This window comes from Streptomyces sp. NPDC005808, from assembly GCF_042871385.1.
Classification (GTDB): Bacteria; Actinomycetota; Actinomycetes; order Streptomycetales; family Streptomycetaceae; genus Streptomyces.
Window position 1 is genome coordinate 115,894 of the sequence record NZ_JBIAIK010000019.1, and the last position, 16,914, is coordinate 132,807.

10 protein-coding genes and 2 pseudogenes are annotated in these 16,914 nt (G+C 70.7%); 5 read left to right on the plus strand and 7 right to left on the minus strand.

Annotation, left to right across the window (positions count from 1 at the left end):
* Positions 1 to 16 precede the first annotated feature (16 nt).
* Together ACFYPC_RS32485 and ACFYPC_RS32490 are read right to left on the minus strand one after the other, a co-directional pair.
* Entirely contained in the window at positions 17 to 1,267 is a 1,251-nt protein-coding gene (locus tag ACFYPC_RS32485; protein WP_391890033.1) for an Ig-like domain-containing protein, read from the minus strand.
* A gap of 178 nt (positions 1,268 to 1,445) precedes the next feature.
* Positions 1,446 to 2,678 (minus strand): Ig-like domain-containing protein, encoded by a 1,233-nt coding sequence (locus tag ACFYPC_RS32490; RefSeq protein WP_391890035.1) that lies wholly within the window; start codon positions 2,676 to 2,678, stop codon positions 1,446 to 1,448.
* Positions 2,679 to 2,831: 153 nt separating this feature from the next.
* Between ACFYPC_RS32490 and glgX the strand changes: the two genes are divergently transcribed.
* Entirely contained in the window at positions 2,832 to 5,087 is a 2,256-nt protein-coding gene (gene glgX / locus ACFYPC_RS32495) for a glycogen debranching protein GlgX (protein WP_391890038.1), read from the plus strand.
* Positions 5,088 to 5,126: 39 nt separating this feature from the next.
* On the opposite strand, the gene ACFYPC_RS32500 is transcribed toward glgX, so the two are convergent.
* From ACFYPC_RS32500 to ACFYPC_RS32515, 4 genes are read right to left on the minus strand one after another with little or no spacing between them, the layout of a single operon-like run.
* Positions 5,127 to 5,801, minus strand: a complete 675-nt coding sequence (locus ACFYPC_RS32500; protein ID WP_391890041.1) for a response regulator — start codon at positions 5,799 to 5,801, stop codon at positions 5,127 to 5,129.
* On the minus strand, positions 5,791 to 7,068 hold the full coding sequence (locus ACFYPC_RS32505; protein ID WP_391890101.1) for a sensor histidine kinase: 1,278 nt from the start codon (positions 7,066 to 7,068) through the stop codon (positions 5,791 to 5,793). Before ACFYPC_RS32505 ends, ACFYPC_RS32500 begins: the two co-directional genes overlap by 11 nt.
* Before the next feature lie 53 nt (positions 7,069 to 7,121).
* Positions 7,122 to 7,886 carry an ABC transporter permease gene (locus tag ACFYPC_RS32510; RefSeq protein WP_391890045.1) on the minus strand — a complete coding sequence of 255 codons (765 nt, stop codon included), beginning with the start codon at positions 7,884 to 7,886 and terminating at the stop codon, positions 7,122 to 7,124.
* A complete protein-coding gene (locus ACFYPC_RS32515) occupies positions 7,883 to 8,824 on the minus strand; it encodes an ABC transporter ATP-binding protein (protein WP_391890048.1) in 942 nt (313 codons plus the stop codon). Before ACFYPC_RS32515 ends, ACFYPC_RS32510 begins: the two co-directional genes overlap by 4 nt.
* 183 nt (positions 8,825 to 9,007) lie before the next feature.
* Between ACFYPC_RS32515 and ACFYPC_RS32520 the strand changes: the two genes are divergently transcribed.
* The 4 genes and pseudogenes from ACFYPC_RS32520 to ACFYPC_RS32535 all read left to right on the plus strand — a co-directional run bounded on the left by ACFYPC_RS32520 (position 9,008) and on the right by ACFYPC_RS32535 (position 16,511).
* Positions 9,008 to 11,074 carry an ABC transporter ATP-binding protein gene (locus ACFYPC_RS32520; RefSeq protein WP_391890050.1) on the plus strand — a complete coding sequence of 689 codons (2,067 nt, stop codon included), beginning with the start codon at positions 9,008 to 9,010 and terminating at the stop codon, positions 11,072 to 11,074.
* A pseudogene (locus tag ACFYPC_RS32525) lies at positions 11,071 to 12,988 on the plus strand (ABC transporter ATP-binding protein). Before ACFYPC_RS32520 ends, ACFYPC_RS32525 begins: the two are co-directional and overlap by 4 nt.
* Positions 12,985 to 14,757 (plus strand): ABC transporter ATP-binding protein, encoded by a 1,773-nt coding sequence (locus tag ACFYPC_RS32530; RefSeq protein ID WP_391890053.1) that lies wholly within the window; start codon positions 12,985 to 12,987, stop codon positions 14,755 to 14,757. The pseudogene ACFYPC_RS32525 and the gene ACFYPC_RS32530 overlap by 4 nt, the downstream one beginning before the upstream one ends.
* Positions 14,754 to 16,511, plus strand: a complete 1,758-nt coding sequence (locus tag ACFYPC_RS32535; protein WP_391890056.1) for an ABC transporter ATP-binding protein — start codon at positions 14,754 to 14,756, stop codon at positions 16,509 to 16,511. Before ACFYPC_RS32530 ends, ACFYPC_RS32535 begins: the two co-directional genes overlap by 4 nt.
* Here the strand turns inward: ACFYPC_RS32535 and ACFYPC_RS32540 are convergent.
* Positions 16,504 to 16,647: pseudogene (locus ACFYPC_RS32540) on the minus strand (TetR/AcrR family transcriptional regulator C-terminal domain-containing protein); the annotation flags it as partial. The gene ACFYPC_RS32535 and the pseudogene ACFYPC_RS32540 overlap by 8 nt on opposite strands.
* Positions 16,648 to 16,914 lie beyond the last annotated feature (267 nt).

Sequence of the window (16,914 nt, forward strand, 5' to 3'; positions counted from 1 at the left end):
CCGTCGTCACCGGGACTCAGGCCTTCCACTTCTCCCAGGACATGTTCCAGCCGTTGAGGCCGTTGTCCGGGTCGACGATCCGGTCGTCGGAGTTCTTCACGACCACCACGTCACCGGTCATCGACTGATTGAAGAACCAGGCCGCGGCCACCTTGCCGTCGTAGCCACCGCGGACGTCCTTCAGGCCGATGCAGCCGTGGCTGGCGTTGTAGTTGCCGAAGGCGTCGCCGCCCCAGTAGTTGCCGTGGATGAACGTGCCGGAGGTGGTCAGACGCTGGGCGTGCGGTACGTCCTTGATGTCGTACTCGCCGGCGTAGCCGACCGTCTCACCGTTCATACGGGTCACTTCGAGGCGATCGGTGATGACCATCTGGCCGTTCCAGGTGTCGTAGCCGGGCTTGCCGGTCGTCACCGGGATGGTCTTGATGGTCTTGCCGTCCCGCTTGACCGTCATCGTCTTGGTCTTGACGTCGACGGTGGAGACCTGGCTGCGGCCGATCGTGAAGGACACGGTCTTGGCCTGGCTGCCGTAGACACCGGGCCGCCCCTCGACACCGTCGAGGTTGAGCTCCACCGTCACCTTCGTACCGGCCTTCCAGTACTCCTCGGGACGGAAGTCGAGGCGGTCGTTGCCGAACCAGTGGCCTTCGACGTCGACGGCCGGCTCGGTCTTGACGGTGATCGCCTTCTCGACGTCCTCCGGCTGCGTGATGCCCCGCGTGAAGTTGACCGAGAAGGGCATTCCCACGCCGACCTCGGAGCCGTCCTCGGGCGTGAAGATGCCGACGAAGGTGTTCTTCGGGGTCAGCGTGGTGAACGCGGACTCCTCGGCGGACTCACGGCCGCCGGAGTCCTCGGCCACCGCGTGGACCTTGTACTTGGTGGCCGAGGCGAGGTGCGTCGAGGGCGTCCAGGTGGTGCCCCCGCCCGTTATCTCACCCTCGACATCATTGCCCTTGGTGTCCTCGACGGTGACCTCGGTCAGCTTGCCCTTGGCCGCGCTCACCTTGAGCGCGCCGCTGGTGGCCACATCGCCCGCACCGTCCTTCGGGGCGATGCTCACGACGGCCTGCGAGACCTTGGTGTCGGCCGTTCCCGAGCTCCCGGTCGCCTGGCCCTTCCCGTCCCCGGACCCGGAGTCCGAGTCCCCTCCCCCGCCGCACGCGGTCACGGCGAGCAAAAGCACCACCGGCAGTACTGCCAGGATCCCCTTGCGTCTGTGTGTCCGCGGTCCAACCGACGGCCCCGATATCGGTCGCCCGTTCACGTTCGTTCTCCCCTCGCACGGCCTGGTCAGGCCCGCACCCCAGCGCGTCCCACGCGCGTATCGCGCTAATTAATCACACGGCCGGAAGCGATGGCCCTCCGGGATTGTCACCGTTCAGTCCCAACTTGGGCCGTGTGGGGGGCGAGCCGGGGCACCGTGCGCGTACCCCTTTGTCGTCCTACTTCACCGCGCCGCCCGCCTTCCACTGCTTCCAGGTCATGTTCCACCCGCCGAGCCCGTTGTCGGGAGCAACCTGTTTGTCCTTGCTGTTGACGACCTCGACGACATCACCGATGAGGCTGCGGTCGAAGAACCAGCCCGCCGGGGTGTCCGAGCCGCCGCCCTTCACATCCTTCAGGCCCACGCAGCCGTGGCTGACGTTGGTGTTGCCGAAGACCCCGTCCGCCCAGTAGTTGCCGTGCAGGAAGGTCCCGGAGTCGGTGAGACGCATCGCGTGGGGGACGTCCGGGATGTCGTACTCGCCCTTGCCGTCGGCCTTCTTGAAGCCGACCGTGGCGCCGTTCATCCGGGTCACCTCCAGCATCTCGGTGACCACCATCTTCCCGTTGTACGTCGTGCTCTTGGGGGCGCCCGCGGTGATCGGCACCGTGGCGAGGAGTTCGCCGTCGCGGCGTACGTCCATGGTGTGGTCGGCGGCGTCGACGAGGCTGACCTGACTGCGGCCGACCGTGAACGAGAAGGTCTTGTACTGCAGCCCGTACACGCCCGGGGCCGCCTCGACATCCCGCAGCCCCAGGGTGACCGTGACCTCCGTGCCCGGCTTCCAGTAGTTCTCGGGCCGGAAGTCCAGGCGGTCCTTGCCGAACCAGTGCGGACGGATCTCCACCGCCGGCTTCGCGTTCACCTGGATCGCGCGCTCGACGGCGGGCCGGTTCTCGATCTCCCGGTTGAACTCCAGGGAGATGATCATTCCGGTGCCGACGGTGGAGCGGTTCTCCGGGGTGACGTATCCGATGAACCGCTCTTCGGGGACGTACGTCGTGAACGTCGTGTGCCGGGCCGAGCGCCGCCCGTACCCGTCGACGGCCACCACGTCGACGGTGTACCTGGCGGCGAGCGCGAGCCCCTCGTCATGGGGAAGCCAGCGCAGTCCGTCCTCGGAGATGCGGCCCGGCACCGAGGCCTCCTGTGCGTCCTGCTCCTTGACGACCCGCACGGACTCCAGGCGCCCGCTGTCCACCCGGACCTCGAGTGTCTCGTCAGGACGCACGGCCTTGCTGTTGTCGTCGGGCGAGACGCGGATGACGTCCTCGGGCGACGGTGGTTTGCCGAGCACCTCGTCCATCCCGTTCGACGTGCAACCGGAAATTCCCGCCAGCAGTCCGGCCCAGGTCAGTGTGGCCGCCAGCGCGGCCCCTGCGCGCCACGCGCGCGTCTGTACGTGCTTCACAGGGGGCCCAACGACTGCGCCCCTCCGGGGAAACGTGAGTGCGAGCCCAGGGCTGGGCAGAACAGTGGGGAGGACGACGCGACGGGGGATGGTGGCCGGGACGCCACACGACCCTTTTTCGCTGCGTTCCATCGAGCCGCGGGAGGCTGACCGGTGTCGAGCGCACCCGAGCAGGAGGCAGTACAGGAAGGGCATGCCACGGGCGTCGTAGTGCCCGCGCAGCCCGCCCCTGTGGTGAACGGCGCTGCGCGCGCGGCGCCCACCGTCTCCGTGTGGCCCGGCGCCCCGACCCCGCTGGGCGCGCGCTTCCGCGTCGGCCCGGACGGCGTCACGGGCACCAACTTCGCGCTGTGGGCGGGCGGTGCGGAGGCCGTCGAGCTGTGCCTCTTCGACGAGGAGGGCGCCGAGATCCGGGTCCGGCTGACCGAGCTCACCCACGAGATCTGGCACGGCTTCGTGCCCGGAGTACTTCCCGGCCGCCGCTACGGCTTCCGTGTGCACGGCCGCTGGGACCCCTGGACCGGCGCCCGCTGGAACCCGGCGAAGCTGCTCCTGGACCCCTACGCCCGCGCCGTGGACGGTGACTTCAGTCTGCCGCCCGAGGTGTACGGGCACGTCCGCGACTGGCCCCAGCAGCAGGTCGCGGACACCGTGCGCGACGACCGGGACTCCGCCCCGTACGTCCCCAAGGGCGTCGTCGTCCATGACGACGAGGACTGGTCGGACGACCGCCGCCCGAAGACCCCGTGGGCGGACTCGGTGATCTACGAGCTGCATGTGCGCGGGTTCACCCGGATGCACCCCGGGATTCCGGAAGAACTCCGGGGCACGTACGCCGGACTGGCGCACCCCGCAGCCATCGACCACCTGGTGCGGCTGGGGGTGACGGCCGTGGAACTGCTTCCGGTGCACCAGTTCGCACACGAGGACCATCTGCTGCGGAAGGGTCTGAAGAACTACTGGGGCTACAACTCGATCGGCTATTTCGCGCCGCACGCCGGTTACGCCGCTTCCGGCACCACCGGTCAGCAGGTCGGCGAGTTCAAACGGATGGTTCGGGCGCTGCACACCGCCGGTATCGAGGTGATCCTCGACGTCGTCTACAACCACACGGCGGAAGCGGGCGAGTTGGGGCCCATGCTGTCGCTGCGCGGTATCGACAACCGCGGGTACTACCGGCTGCAGTCCGATGCACGGCGCTACACCGACTACACGGGCTGCGGCAACACCCTCCATGTGGTGCAGCCGCATGTGCTGAGGCTGATCACGGACTCGCTGCGGTACTGGGTGACCGAGATGGGGGTCGACGGCTTCCGGTTCGACCTCGCCGCGGCTCTCGCGCGGTCCATGCACGACGTCGACATGCTGTCGCCGTTCCTGGCGGTCATCGCGCAGGATCCGGTGCTGCGCCGGGTGAAACTGATCGCGGAGCCCTGGGATGTGGGTTCCGGCGGATATCAGGTGGGCGCCTTCCCACCCCTGTGGACGGAGTGGAACGACCGCTATCGCAACGCCGTACGGGATTTCTGGCGCGGGGCGCTGCCCGACGTACGGGATCTGGGGTACCGGCTCTCGGGGTCGAGCGATCTCTACGCCTGGGGCGGGCGGCGTCCGTACGCCTCGGTGAACTTCGTGACCGCGCACGACGGTTTCACTCTGCGGGACCTCGTCTCCTACGAGCGCAAGCACAACGAGGCGAACGGCGAGGGGAACCGGGACGGTACGGACGACAACCGCGCCTGGAACTGCGGGGTCGAGGGAGAAACGGACGACGAGCGCGTACGGGCCCTGCGGCGCCGCCAGTTGCGGAACCTGCTGACGAGTCTGCTGCTGTCGACCGGGGTCCCGATGCTGGTCGCCGGCGACGAGTTCGGGCGGACCCAGCGGGGCAGCAACAACGCCTACTGCCAGGACAACGAGGTCAGTTGGGTCGACTGGTCGAACCTCGACGATCCGCATTGGCGGGCGCTGTTCGAGCTGACGTCACGGCTGATCGCCCTGCGGCACGAGCATCCCGTGCTGCGGCGCCGGGCGTTCTTCTCCGGGCGGGCGCATTCCGTGGACGGCCTGCGGGACCTGGCGTGGTTCACCGCGCGGGGCACCGAGATGACGGAACGGGACTGGTACGCGCCCGCCGCGACGCTGGGGATGTACCTGTCCGGGCGGGACATTCCCGGGCGGGACGAGCGCGGGATGCCCGTCCTGGACGACAGCTTCCTCGCCGTCCTGCACGCCGGGGACCGGCCGGTGAGCTTCGTACTCCCCGGGCCGCCCTGGGCCTCGCGGTACGAGGTGGTGGTGGACACCTCGCGGGAGTCGCAGGCGGAGGCTCCCGGGGTGGTCCATCGGGCGGGGGCGGCGGTCACGGTGCCGGCTCGGGCCGTGTTGCTGCTGCGGGTGGTGCGGTGACCGGCCCCGTCTCTGGTCCCGGTGGCCGGGCGGATCGCGCTAGCCGAGGATCCGCCGGTCGTACGCCACCGCCACCGCCGCCGCCCGGTCCTTGACGCCGAGCTTGGCGTACAGGTGGGTGAGATGGGTCTTCACCGTGGCCTCGCTGATGAACAGGACACGGGCGATCTCCCGGTTGGAGGTGCCCTTGGCGACCAGGGCCAGCACTTCGCGTTCGCGCCCGGAGAGCGGCTCGTTGCCGGGTGTCCTGGGAGCGCGGACCGCGGAGACCAGGCGGGAGGCCACGGCCGGGGAGAGGACGGTGCGGCCCTGTGCCGCCGCGCGGACGGCGGTGAAGAGTTCGTCGCGCGGGGCGTCCTTCAGCAGGTAGCCCGTCGCGCCCGCCTCGATCGCCGGGATGGTGTCGGAGTCGGAGTCGTACGTGGTCAGCACGAGGACCTTGGCACGGGCGCCGGCGCGGGTGAGCCGGGCGATCGCCTCGACACCGCCGACGCCGGGCATGCGCAGGTCCATCAGGATCACGTCGGGGTCCAGGGAGGCGGCCAGTTCGAGTGCCTCGACTCCGTTGGCAGCCTCGCCGAGCACGGTGAACCCGGGCGCCGACTCGAACATGCCGCGCAGGCCGTCCCGTACGACGGGGTGGTCGTCGACGATCAGCAGGGAGATCGGTGCGTCATGGCTGGGTGCGTCATGGGTCGGTGCGTCATGGGTCATGGCGGACCAACGGTACGCGAGCCGACAGCGCGGTGCCCTGGCCCGGCTCCGACTCCACGGTGAGGTTGCCCGCGATGCGTTCGGCGCGGGCGCGCATGCCGTCGAGGCCGAAGCCGCCGGTTCCGGTGCGCTCCCGGACGGCGAGGGGGTCGAAGCCGCGCCCGTCGTCGCGGATGTCGAGGATGACCTCGTCGCCCAGGAAGGTCAGGGTGACGCCGGCCCGGGTGGCGCGGGCGTGCCGGGCGGTGTTGGACAGGGCTTCCTGGGCGATGCGCAGGAGGGTCGCCGAGACCTCGTCGTGGAGCTGCTCGGTCGGCCCGGCGACGGTGAACTCGGCGCGTACGCCGGTGCGTTCGCCCCATTCGGCGACCGTGTTCTTGAGGGCTTCGGGCAGTCCGTCGTTCTCCAGCGCCACCGGGGCCAGGTTCTGTACGGAGCGGCGGGCCTCGCCGAGGCTGTGGCGGGCCAGGTCGGCGGCGCGGTCGAGGTGGATGCGGGCGATGTCCAGGGCGGGGGCGTTCGCGACGACCTGGAGTTGGGCGATGATGCCGGTCAGGCCCTGCGCGATGGTGTCGTGGATCTCCGCTGCAAGCCGTCGGCGTTCGTCGGCGACTCCCGCCTCCCTTGCCTGGATGAGGAGTTGGGCATGCAGCGCGGCGTTCTCGTCGAGGGCCTGCTGCAGGGCGGCGTTGGTGCGTTCGAGTTCGACGATGGTGGCGGCCCGGGCACGGGAACGCTCCTCTTCCTGGTCGGTGAGATGGGCGATCACCATGAGCAGCGCGTTGTTCGCGACGAGGAGCCCGGCGAACACCGCCCACTGCTGGGGGCTGCGCAGCGGCATCCCACCCACCTGCGAGCCGGCCACGATGACGGTGGTGACGAACAGGCCGAAGCGCTGCCGGCGCCTTCCGCTGATCAGCTCGTCGGAGTCGAAGTAGCCGGTGACGGCGTAGAAGGCGAAGAACGGATTGACCCAGGTCAGCGCGAAGGCGATCGCCCAGCGCAACACGTAGTACACGGTCCCGGCGCGGGAGGGGAGCCGACGGCCGGTGATGCTGCGGGCGGTCCGGCGGCGGGCCCGTCCCCACCACAGCTGGAGCAGGATCGCCAGCGCGACCAGCGCCCCCGCCGCGTACCACTCGGCGGGGCTCGCCATCAGGTCGGTGGCGACGGCCGAGAGGAGGGTGGAGAAGCCGAGCAGCCCGTACGGGCCCCAGGTATGGAACTGATCCCACCGGCGCTCGATCTGTGTGCCCGCCACCGCCATGGCCCCAGTCTGCACGGCCGGCCCCTCTCCTACTTTCGCGCCTGCTCCCCCTCCTACTCCCAACGGAACCAGCGGGACGCCGCGGCCGTCAGCAGGACCGTCCAGACGGCGAGCACGCCCAGATGCGCCCACCCGGGCCAGTCCCCCGCCGCCGCCTCGTTGAGGGCCTGTGCCGCGGCGCCGAACGGCGTGTAGCCGACGGCCTTGGCCAGCGTGTCCGGCATGGCCTGCACCGGCAGCCACACACCCGAGCAGAACATCGCGGGGAAGAACACGGCCGATCCGATCGCGCCCGCGATCTTCGTGGTCCGGGACAGGGCGCAGATCACCGCGCCCAGCGCGAGCGACGCCAGGATGGCCAGGACCAGGGCCAGGGCGTATCCGAAGGGCTGCCGGGGCAGCGTGACGTCGAACGTGAGCCGGCCGATCGCGAGGGCGAGCAGCGCCGACGCCAGGGCCGCACCGCCGTACACGAGCATCTGTGCGGAGAGCAGGGCGGAGGGCCGGACCGGTGTGGTGGACATCCGGCGCAGGACGCCCCGCTCGCGATAGCCGGTGAGGGTCTGCGGCATCGCCTGCAGGCCGCTGACGATCAGGCCGAGCAGCACGGTCACCGGAACGTAGGCGTCGATCACTCGCAGACCGTCGAGGGCGGGGTCGGGGTCTCGGAACGCCGGGATGGAGCCGAGAATCACCAGCAGGAGGACGGGGAACAGCAGGATCCAGAAGAGGCTGCCCGGTTCGCGCCCCAGGAGGCGGATCTCGGCCTTCAGCACGGCGGGGTTCACGACGGGCGTGTTGACGACTGGGGTGCTCATGCCGCTGCCTCCTTCTTGGAATCCTGCGTTGCGTCCTTCGCGGAGTCCTTGGTGAGGTCGAGGAACGCGTCGTCCAGCGTGGCATCGGTGACGCGGAGTTGGTGGGCCGTGATGTGGTGCCGGGCGAGGAGGGTGATGACGGCGTTGACGGTCTCGTCGGTGCCGGAGAGCGTGATACGTCCGTCCTTGTGCTCGACCGATGCGAGGGCGGCCAGCGCGTTCAGGTCACCGTCGTCCAGCGGCCGGGACGGCGTGAAGCTGATGACGGTGGCACCCGCCGAGCGCCGGATCAGGCCGGCCGGAGTGTCCAGGGCGGCCACCCTCCCCTTGTCGATCACGGCGATCCGGTCGCAGAGGCGTTGCGCCTCCTCCATGAAGTGCGTGACCAGCAGGACGGTGACGCCGTTCGCGCGGATGTCCTCGATGAGCTCCCAGGTGTCCCGGCGGGCGCGCGGGTCGAGGCCCGTGGTCAGCTCGTCCAGGACGACGATCCGAGGGTTGCCGATCAGCGCGAGCGCGATGAACAGCCGCTGCTTCTGGCCGCCGGAGAGCTTGCCGAACCGGGTGGTCAACTTGGGTGTCAGGCCGAGGCGTTCGGCGAGGGGCCGCCAGTCCTGCGGTTGGGGGTAGAAGGCGGCGTACAGCTCCAGCGCCTCGCGGACGGTGAGCTTGTCCTGGAGCTCGCTCTGCTGGAGTTGGGCGCCGAGGACACGGCGGGTGGCCTCGTGCTCGGTGACGGGGTCGAGTCCGGTGACACGGACACGGCCGGTGTCGGGGACGCGCAGACCCTCGACGCACTCGACGGTGGTGGTCTTGCCCGCGCCGTTCGGGCCGAGGATCCCGAAGATCTCGCCCTCCTCGACGGCGAAGGAGATCCCGTCGACCACGGGCCGGCCGCCGTAGGACTTCCGCAGGTCGGTGACTTCGATGACGGTCATGGCACCAGGGTTCCGGTGAGCGGGCGCCCCGGGTATCGACCAAGGCGCTCGAAGAGGCGTCAACCGATCGGTTGACGGCGCCCTACGACCCCTCGAACAGCGCAGGTCGAAAGACCGGCGACCGATCCCGGTACGGCCAAAACTCGGTGGGCTCTGTCAGTGCCGAACCGTAGGCTCGCCATGATGTCCACAACAGATGCAGCGACCAAGGACCGGGCCGGGACCGAGGACCGTGCCAAGCCACACGACCGTGCCGATCACGCCGACCGTTCGACCGTTCGCAGCCTGCTGCGTCTGTGGCCGTATGTACGGCCGGTGCGGGCGAGGCTGTTCACCGCTGCGTTCGTCGCGGTCCTCGCGTCCCTCACGGGGCTCGTGTTCCCGCTCGTCATGAAGTGGATGGTGGACGGTCCCGTGGCCGGCCACGACACGCGGGGTGTCTGGCTCGGCGCGCTGTATCTGCTGCTGCTCGGAATCGCCGAGGCCGGGCTGTTCGGTCTGCGGCGGTGGCTGGTGGCGCGGCCGCTGGCGGGGGTCGAGGCGGCGATGCGGGCGGATCTGTACCGGCATCTGCAGCGGTTGCCGGTCGCGTTCCACGACCGCTGGGCCTCCGGTCAGCTGCTGTCCCGGGGCACCACGGATCTGATGCTGCTGCGCCTCTTCCTGGCCTTCCCGTTGACCTTCCTGCTGGTCAACTCCGTGACGATCCTCGCCGGCGTGGCCATCATGCTGGCCCAGGAGTGGACGCTCGGACTGGTGCTGCTCGCGCCCGCCGTCCCCGTGATCATCGTCTGCTGGCTCTTCGAGCGGCGGTATTCGGAGATCGCCCGGCGGTCGCAGGACCAGGTCGGTGACCTGACGACGGTCGTCGAGGAGAGCGTCCTCGGTATCCGCATCATCAAGGGCTTCGGGCGCCATCGCAGTCAGGCCCGCGCCTTCCGCGAGCTGTCCCGCACCCTGCGCGGCACGGAACTCGCCAAGGCCCGTCTCCTCGCCTCCATCTGGGCCGTCATCGTCACCCTCCCCGAGCTCGCCATCGGCGCCGCCCTCGTGCTGGGCACCGTCCAGGTCGCCGACGGTCACCTCTCCGCGGGCACGCTGGTGGCCTTCCTGTCCACCGCCCTCGCGCTGCGCTGGCCCGTCGACTCGATCGGCTTCCTCCTCGCCATGAGCCAGGAGGCGGCGACGGCCACGGAGCGGTACTTCGAGGTGATGGACGAGGACGAGGAGGCAGAGACGGAGACGGAGACGGAGACGGAGACCGTCGCGGTCCGTGGACGGACGCCAGCCGTCACGGACACCGAGCAAGCCACCGCCGACCTCGCTACCGAGACCCTCACGGTTCATGAACAGACGCCAGCCGTCACGGACACCGAGCAAGCCACCGCCACCCTCGCTGTGGACAGGCGTGCCGCAGGCAGCGGCGCCCTGCCGGCGCAGGCAAGCGCACCCGCCCAGAACTCGACCCCCGCGCCGACTCCCGCGCCGGCCGCCGGTACCTGCTCCGGCGGCCTCCAGTTCCACCACGTCCAATTCCGCTACCCCGACGCCCCGACCGACACTCCGCCCGTCCTCGACCGCATCGACCTCCACATCCGCCCGGGCGAGAGCATGGCCCTGGTCGGTGCGACGGGAACCGGCAAGACGACCCTGACCGCCCTCATCCCCCGCCTCCACGAGGTGACTTCGGGCAGGATCACGCTGGACGGCGAGGACATCGCCCAGATGCCCAGGAAAACGCTGCGCGAACTCGTCGCCGTCGCCTTCGAGGAACCCACGCTCTTCTCGGCGAGCGTCGGGGAGAACGTGCTCATGGGGGCGAAGGACACGGCGGGCGCGGCGGAGCTGGACCGGGCGCTCGCCGTCGCACAGGCGGACTTCACGCGCGCGCTGCCACAGGGCACGGACACCCAGGTCGGCGAGCAGGGCCTGAGCCTGTCCGGCGGACAGCGGCAGCGGCTCGCCCTGGCGAGAGCGGTCGTCGGCAACCCCCGCTTCCTCGTCCTCGACGACCCCCTGTCGGCCCTGGACGTCCACACGGAGGCCGCGGTCGAGGCTGCGCTGCGCCGCGTACTGGCGGAGACGACCGCGCTGATCGTGGCCCATCGCCCGTCCACGGTCCTGCTCGCGGACCGGGTCGCCCTGCTCTCCGGCGGCCGTATCACCGCGGTCGGCACCCACCACGAACTGCTGCGCACGAACGCCGAGTACGCCCACCTGATGTCAGGCACCGAGGAGGACGACCGATGACGGCGCAGACGACGACCGCGCCGGACAAGGACGGGCGGCGCAAGGGCAAGGACAAGGGCAGGCCCGTGGAAGCGCCGGAGCAGTCCACGGATCCCTTCGACCGCGACGCCCTCCCCACACCCCCGGGCGCGACGGCCGCGCTCCTGCGCTCGCTGCTCGCTCCGCTCAGATCCCGCGTGATCCTGACCTCGGTGCTGCTCCTGCTCCAGCAGGCCGCCGTCCAGGCGGGCCCGCTGCTCGTCGCCTACGCCATCGACCGTGCCGTACCGGCGTTTCGAAGCAACGACAACGGCCCGCTGATCGCGGTGGCCGTCGCCTACCTGCTCTGCTCGGTGGCCTCCGGCGCGCTCCAGTACGCCTTCATCCTGGCGTCCGCCCGCGTCAACCAGGACGTCCTGCTCGACCTGCGCGGCCGCATCTTCCGGCACGCCCAGGCGCTCAGCATCGACTTCCACGAGCGCTACACCTCGGGCCGGCTGATCTCCCGTTCCACGACGGATGTCGAGTCGCTGCGCGAACTGCTCACCGAGGGCCTGCAGGAGCTCGTCACGGTCATCCTGTCCTTCGTCTACATCTCGGCGATGCTGCTCTGGCTCGACCTGGGTCTGGGCGCGTCGGCGGTGGCCTCCTTCGTGCCGCTGTATCTGCTCATCCGTCTCTACCAGCACCGCGCGGGCCGCATCTTCGCGATCCGTTCGACCGCGATCGCCGCCGTCATCGTGAAGTTCGCGGAGACGATGAACGGCATCCGCCCGGTGCGCGCGTTCCGCCGCGAGGCCACCAACGACGCGGAGTTCCGGACGCTCAACCGGCACCACGAGCGGACGAACGGCGACGCCATTCTGGAGATGGCCCGTTACGTGATCGGCTCCCGGCTGGTCGCCAACACTGCGGTCGCGGGGATGGTGCTGTGGGGCGCGTACCGAGTGGCCTCGGGCTCGCTCGCGCTGGGTGTGCTGGCCGCGTCGGTGCTGTATCTGCGCCGGCTGTACGACCCGATCGACCGCCTGGGCATGTTCCTCAACTCCTACCAGTCCGCGGCGGCCTCGCTGGAGAAGATCGCGGGTCTGCTGGCCCAGGTACCCTCCGTGCCGGAGCCGGCCGAGCCCAAGCAGCTTCCCGCCCTCGCGTCCGAACACCCGGGCCGCGAGGTCGTCTTCGACGGCGTCCGCTTCGCGTACCGAACCGGCGGGGAGATCCTCCCCACCTTCGATCTCACCCTCCCCGCCGGTCAGACGGTTGCGGTGGTCGGCTCGACGGGCGCGGGCAAGTCGACGCTCGCCAAGCTGCTGGCCCGCTTCTACGACCCTTCGGACGGCCGGGTCCTGCTCGACGGGGTCGATCTGCGCGAGCTGTCCGTGCCCGAACTGCGGCGCGGGGTGGTGATGGTGACGCAGGAGGCGTTCCTGTTCTCCGGCACGGTCGCCGAGAACATCGCCATCGGCCGCCCCGACGCGAGCCGTGCGGACATCGAGCGCGCCGCGAAGGCGATCGGCGCCCACGACTTCATCAGCTCCCTGCCCGACGGCTACGACACGGACGTACGCAAGCGGGGCGGCCGTATCTCGGCGGGTCAGCGCCAACTGGTCCTTCGCGCGGGCGTTGCTCGCCGACCCGGCGGTCCTCATCCTCGACGAGGCGACCAGCTCGCTGGACGTGCCGGGTGAACGTGCGGTCCAGCGCGCCATGTTGACGGTCCTGCGCGGCCGCACCGCGGTGGTCATCGCGCACCGGCTGTCCACGGTGGCGATCGCCGACCGGGTGCTGGTGATGGAGCAGGGGCGAGTGGTCGAGGACGGCACACCGGACCGGCTCGTCGCCGGCACCGGCAGGTTCGCGGATCTGCACCGGGCGTGGCGGGACAGCCTCGTACAGCGCGTCACAGGACCTGGGCCGGAGAGTGGGAGCGGATGATCGACGCGTATGAGGATCCCGGCACGCCCGACCGTCGTAGCGGCGGCCGGTATCTGTGGTGGCTGTGCACCAGACAGGCCGGCCGGTCGGTGGCGGGGGCACTGCTGGCCAGTGTGTGGATGGGGCTCCTCGCGCTGACGCCGTATCTGGTGTCGCGCGCGATCGACGACGGTCTGGAGCCGGGTGACCGGGGGGCGCTGCTGGGCTGGACCGCCGCACTGCTGGGGGCGGGGGTGTTCAACGCCCTTCTGGCCGTTATGCGGCACCGCACGATGACCAAGCTCCGGATGGACGCCAACTTCCGCACGGTCAAGGTCGTGGTGGGGCAGGCGACGCGGCTGGGTGGCGCACTGTCGCGGCAGGTGGGGGCGGGGGAGGTCGTCACGATCGGGGTCGGCGACGTCCAGACGATCGCCACGTCGCTGACCGCCGTCGGTCCCGGCGTGGCCGCGGTCCTCACCTACGGCGTGGTGGCCGCTCTGCTCCTTTCGGTCTCCGTCCAGTTGTCCCTGGTGATCCTGCTCGGGGTGCCGGTGATCGCCGTACTCCTGGGACCGATGATGGGCCGGCTGCAGGGCGCCGAGACCGCGTACCGCGAGCGGCAGGGTGTGCTGACCGCCCGGATCGGGGACCTGGCGGGCGGCCTGCGTGTCCTCAACGGCCTTGGTGGCAAAGGGCTGTTCGCCGAATCCTTCCGCCGCGACTCGCAGGAGCTGCGGGCGCAGGGGTACCGGGTCGGGGCGGTGACGAGCTGGATCCAGTCGCTCGGGCTCGGGCTGCCGACGGTGTTCCTCGCCGTCGTGACCTGGCTCGCGGCCCGGCTGGCCGCTCAAGGGTCCATCACCATCGGCGAGTTGGTGTCCGTGTACGGCTATGTCGCGGTGCTCGTGATGCCGGTGGCGTTCTTCATCGAGTGCGGCTATCAGCTGAGCCGGGGGCTGGTGGCCGCCCGGCGGGTCGTACGGTTCCTGGCGCTGGAGCCGCTGGCCACCGACGCCGGCATCCGGGACGCTCCGGCGGACCCGGCCACGCTCCGTGATCCGGAGTCGGGCGTCCAGGTGGCGCCCGGGAGGCTGACGGCGCTGGTCGGCGCCCGCCCCGGGGACTCGGCCGCCGCGGTCGACCGGCTCGGCCGTTACGCGGAATCGGCGGCGACCTGGGGCGGCGTACGCCTCGACGAGATCCCGCTGTCGCAGGTGCGGGCGCGGATCCTGGTCGCGGACAACGAGGCCGACCTGTTCGCGGGCACTCTGCGCGAGTTGGTCTCCGGCCGGCGCGACCGCGACGAGCGGGCCGTCTCGGAGGCCGTGCACGCGGCCGTCGCGGACGACATCGTCTTCGGGCTGCCGGACGGGCTCGACTCGACGGTCGACGCGCAGGGCCGCAGCCTCTCCGGTGGCCAGCGGCAGCGGGTACGGCTCGTGCGTGCGCTCCTTGCCGATCCCGAGGTGCTGCTCGCGGTCGAACCCACCTCGGCTCTCGACGCCCACAGCGAGGCGACCGTCGCCGCCCGGCTGCGGGCTGCGCGGCAGGGCCGTACGACGGTGGTGACCAGCACCTCCCCGCTCCTGCTCGACCAGGTGGACACGGTGTCCTACCTGGTGGACGGCAAGGTCGCGGCCACGGGCAGCCACCGTGAACTCCTCGACGAGGAGCCGGGGTACCGCGCGCTCGTGGCCCGCGACGCCGACGTAGACGATCTCGCAGAGGATCTCGTGGCCCACGGAGCCGACGCGGAGAATGCAGAGAATGAGGAGGCCGTGCGATGAGTGCGCAGTTGCCCGTCGCCGAGCAGGCCGATGTGCGCCGGGCCTCGGTCCGGCTGGTCAGGGCGGACGGGCGTGCCTTCGCCGTCGTACTCGCCCTCAACGCGCTGGCGGCGGCTGCCGGTCTGATCGGGCCCTGGCTGCTCGGCCGGATCATCGACGACGTGCGGGCCGGGGACGGGGTCGCCGTCGTGGACCGGCTGGCGCTCGTCATCCTGGTGTGCGCGCTGGCACAGGTGCTGCTGGCGCGGGCCGCCCGGTATGTGGGACACCGTTTCGGGGAGCGGACACTGGCGCGGGTGCGCGAGGAGTTCGTCGAGCGGGCACTCGCGCTGCCTGCCTCGGTGGTGGAGCGAGCCGGTACGGGCGACCTGACGGCCCGCGGCACCGCGGACGTCGCCATGGTGGGCACCACCCTGCGCGATGCCGGGCCCGAGCTGCTCATCTGCTCGGTCCAGTCGCTGTTCATCCTGGGCGCGGTCTTCTTCCTGGACCCGCTGCTCGGCTGCTGCGGGGTGCTGGGCCTGACCGGTATCTGGTTCGCCACGCGCTGGTATCTGCGCCGGGCGCGTACCGCCTATCTCGCCGAGGGCGCCGCCACGTCGGAGGTCGCGGAGATTCTCGCGGCCACCGCCGAGGGTGCCCGCACCGTCGAGGCCTTCGGACTGCAGCGGCGTCGGACCGTCGCGAGCCGGGACGCCATCGAGACACTGCGCCGCACCCGGATGCGGACCCTGTTCCTGCGCAACGTGTTCTTCCCGCTGGTGGAGATCTCGTACATCGTCCCCGTGGTCGGCGTACTGCTGGTGGGCGGCGCGCTGCACGCTCGGGGCACGATGAGCCTGGGTGCGGTGGTCTCGGCGGCGCTGTATCTGATGCAGCTCGTCGACCCGCTGGACACGATCCTGAACCGGATCGAGCAGTTGCAGAGCAGCAGTGCCTCCTTCGCCCGGGTCGAGGGGCTCGCCCGGGCCCCGCGGGCCATTTCGTCGGCGGGTTCGCCGGTGCCGGTGGACGACCGGATCGACGTGACGGACGTGCGCTACTCCTACGACCGCGGGGGCGAGGTGCTGCGCGGGGTGAACCTGACCGTGCGGCCCGGGGAGCGGCTGGCCGTGGTCGGGCCGTCCGGCGCCGGCAAGACGACCCTGAGCAGGCTGCTCGCGGGGGTCGACGCGCCGCGCTCCGGCTCGGTGACGGTGGGGCAGGTGCCGATCGTCGCCCTGGATCCCGAGCAGCTCCGGCGGCAGGTCGTCCTCGTCACCCAGGAGCACCACGTGTTCCTCGGCACGGTCCGCGACAATCTGCTGATCGCCGAACCGGCGGCCACCGACGCTCAGTTGTGGGCTGCCCTCGCGGCGGTCGGCGCCGACGACTGGGCCGGGGAGCTGCCGGACGGCCTGGACACCGAACTGGGCGCCGGCGGACACCCCACGGACGGCGCACGGGCCCAGCAACTCGCCCTCGCCCGCGTCGTGTTGGCGGACCCGCACACCCTCATCCTCGACGAGGCCACGGCGCTCCTCGACCCGGCGACGGCCCGCCACACGGAGCGCGCGCTGGCCGCCGTACTCGAAGGGCGCACGGTCATCGCCATCGCGCACCGGCTGCACACCGCGCACGACGCGGACCGGGTGGCCGTCATGGAGGACGGCCGGCTGACCGAACTCGGCACGCACGACGAGCTCGTGGCGGCCGACGGCGCGTACGCGGCGCTCTGGCACTCATGGCACGGCGAGCGCCCCTCGCCTACCTGACCCCGTAGGCCCGCAGGAAGGTGTCCACCGCCGCCCGTGCCACCGCGCGTGTCTCGGCGGCGGAGGCTCTGCGGGTACCGAGCCGGGTGCGGGCCTCCATGGGGCCGGTGAGCAGCGCGAGGAGCTGTTCCGCGGCCGGCGATGCACCTCGCGAAGGTCGCCAAGGTCGCCAAGTACCCGGAGTGGGGCCAGGCATTGCAAGCCATTCCCGAGATCACCCTCTGAACGCTCGACCCGCTTACGAACGACCACCCTTCGGGCGACCGCCCGGCCACCCCCCGGTCGGGGCCAACGATCCGTTTACCGAACATGACCATCCGGACAACGAACTATTTCCGGCCAATTCCTTGACGCGGTCCTGACAGACAGCGCATTCCCCTGCCACTCTTCCCACGGCCACTGC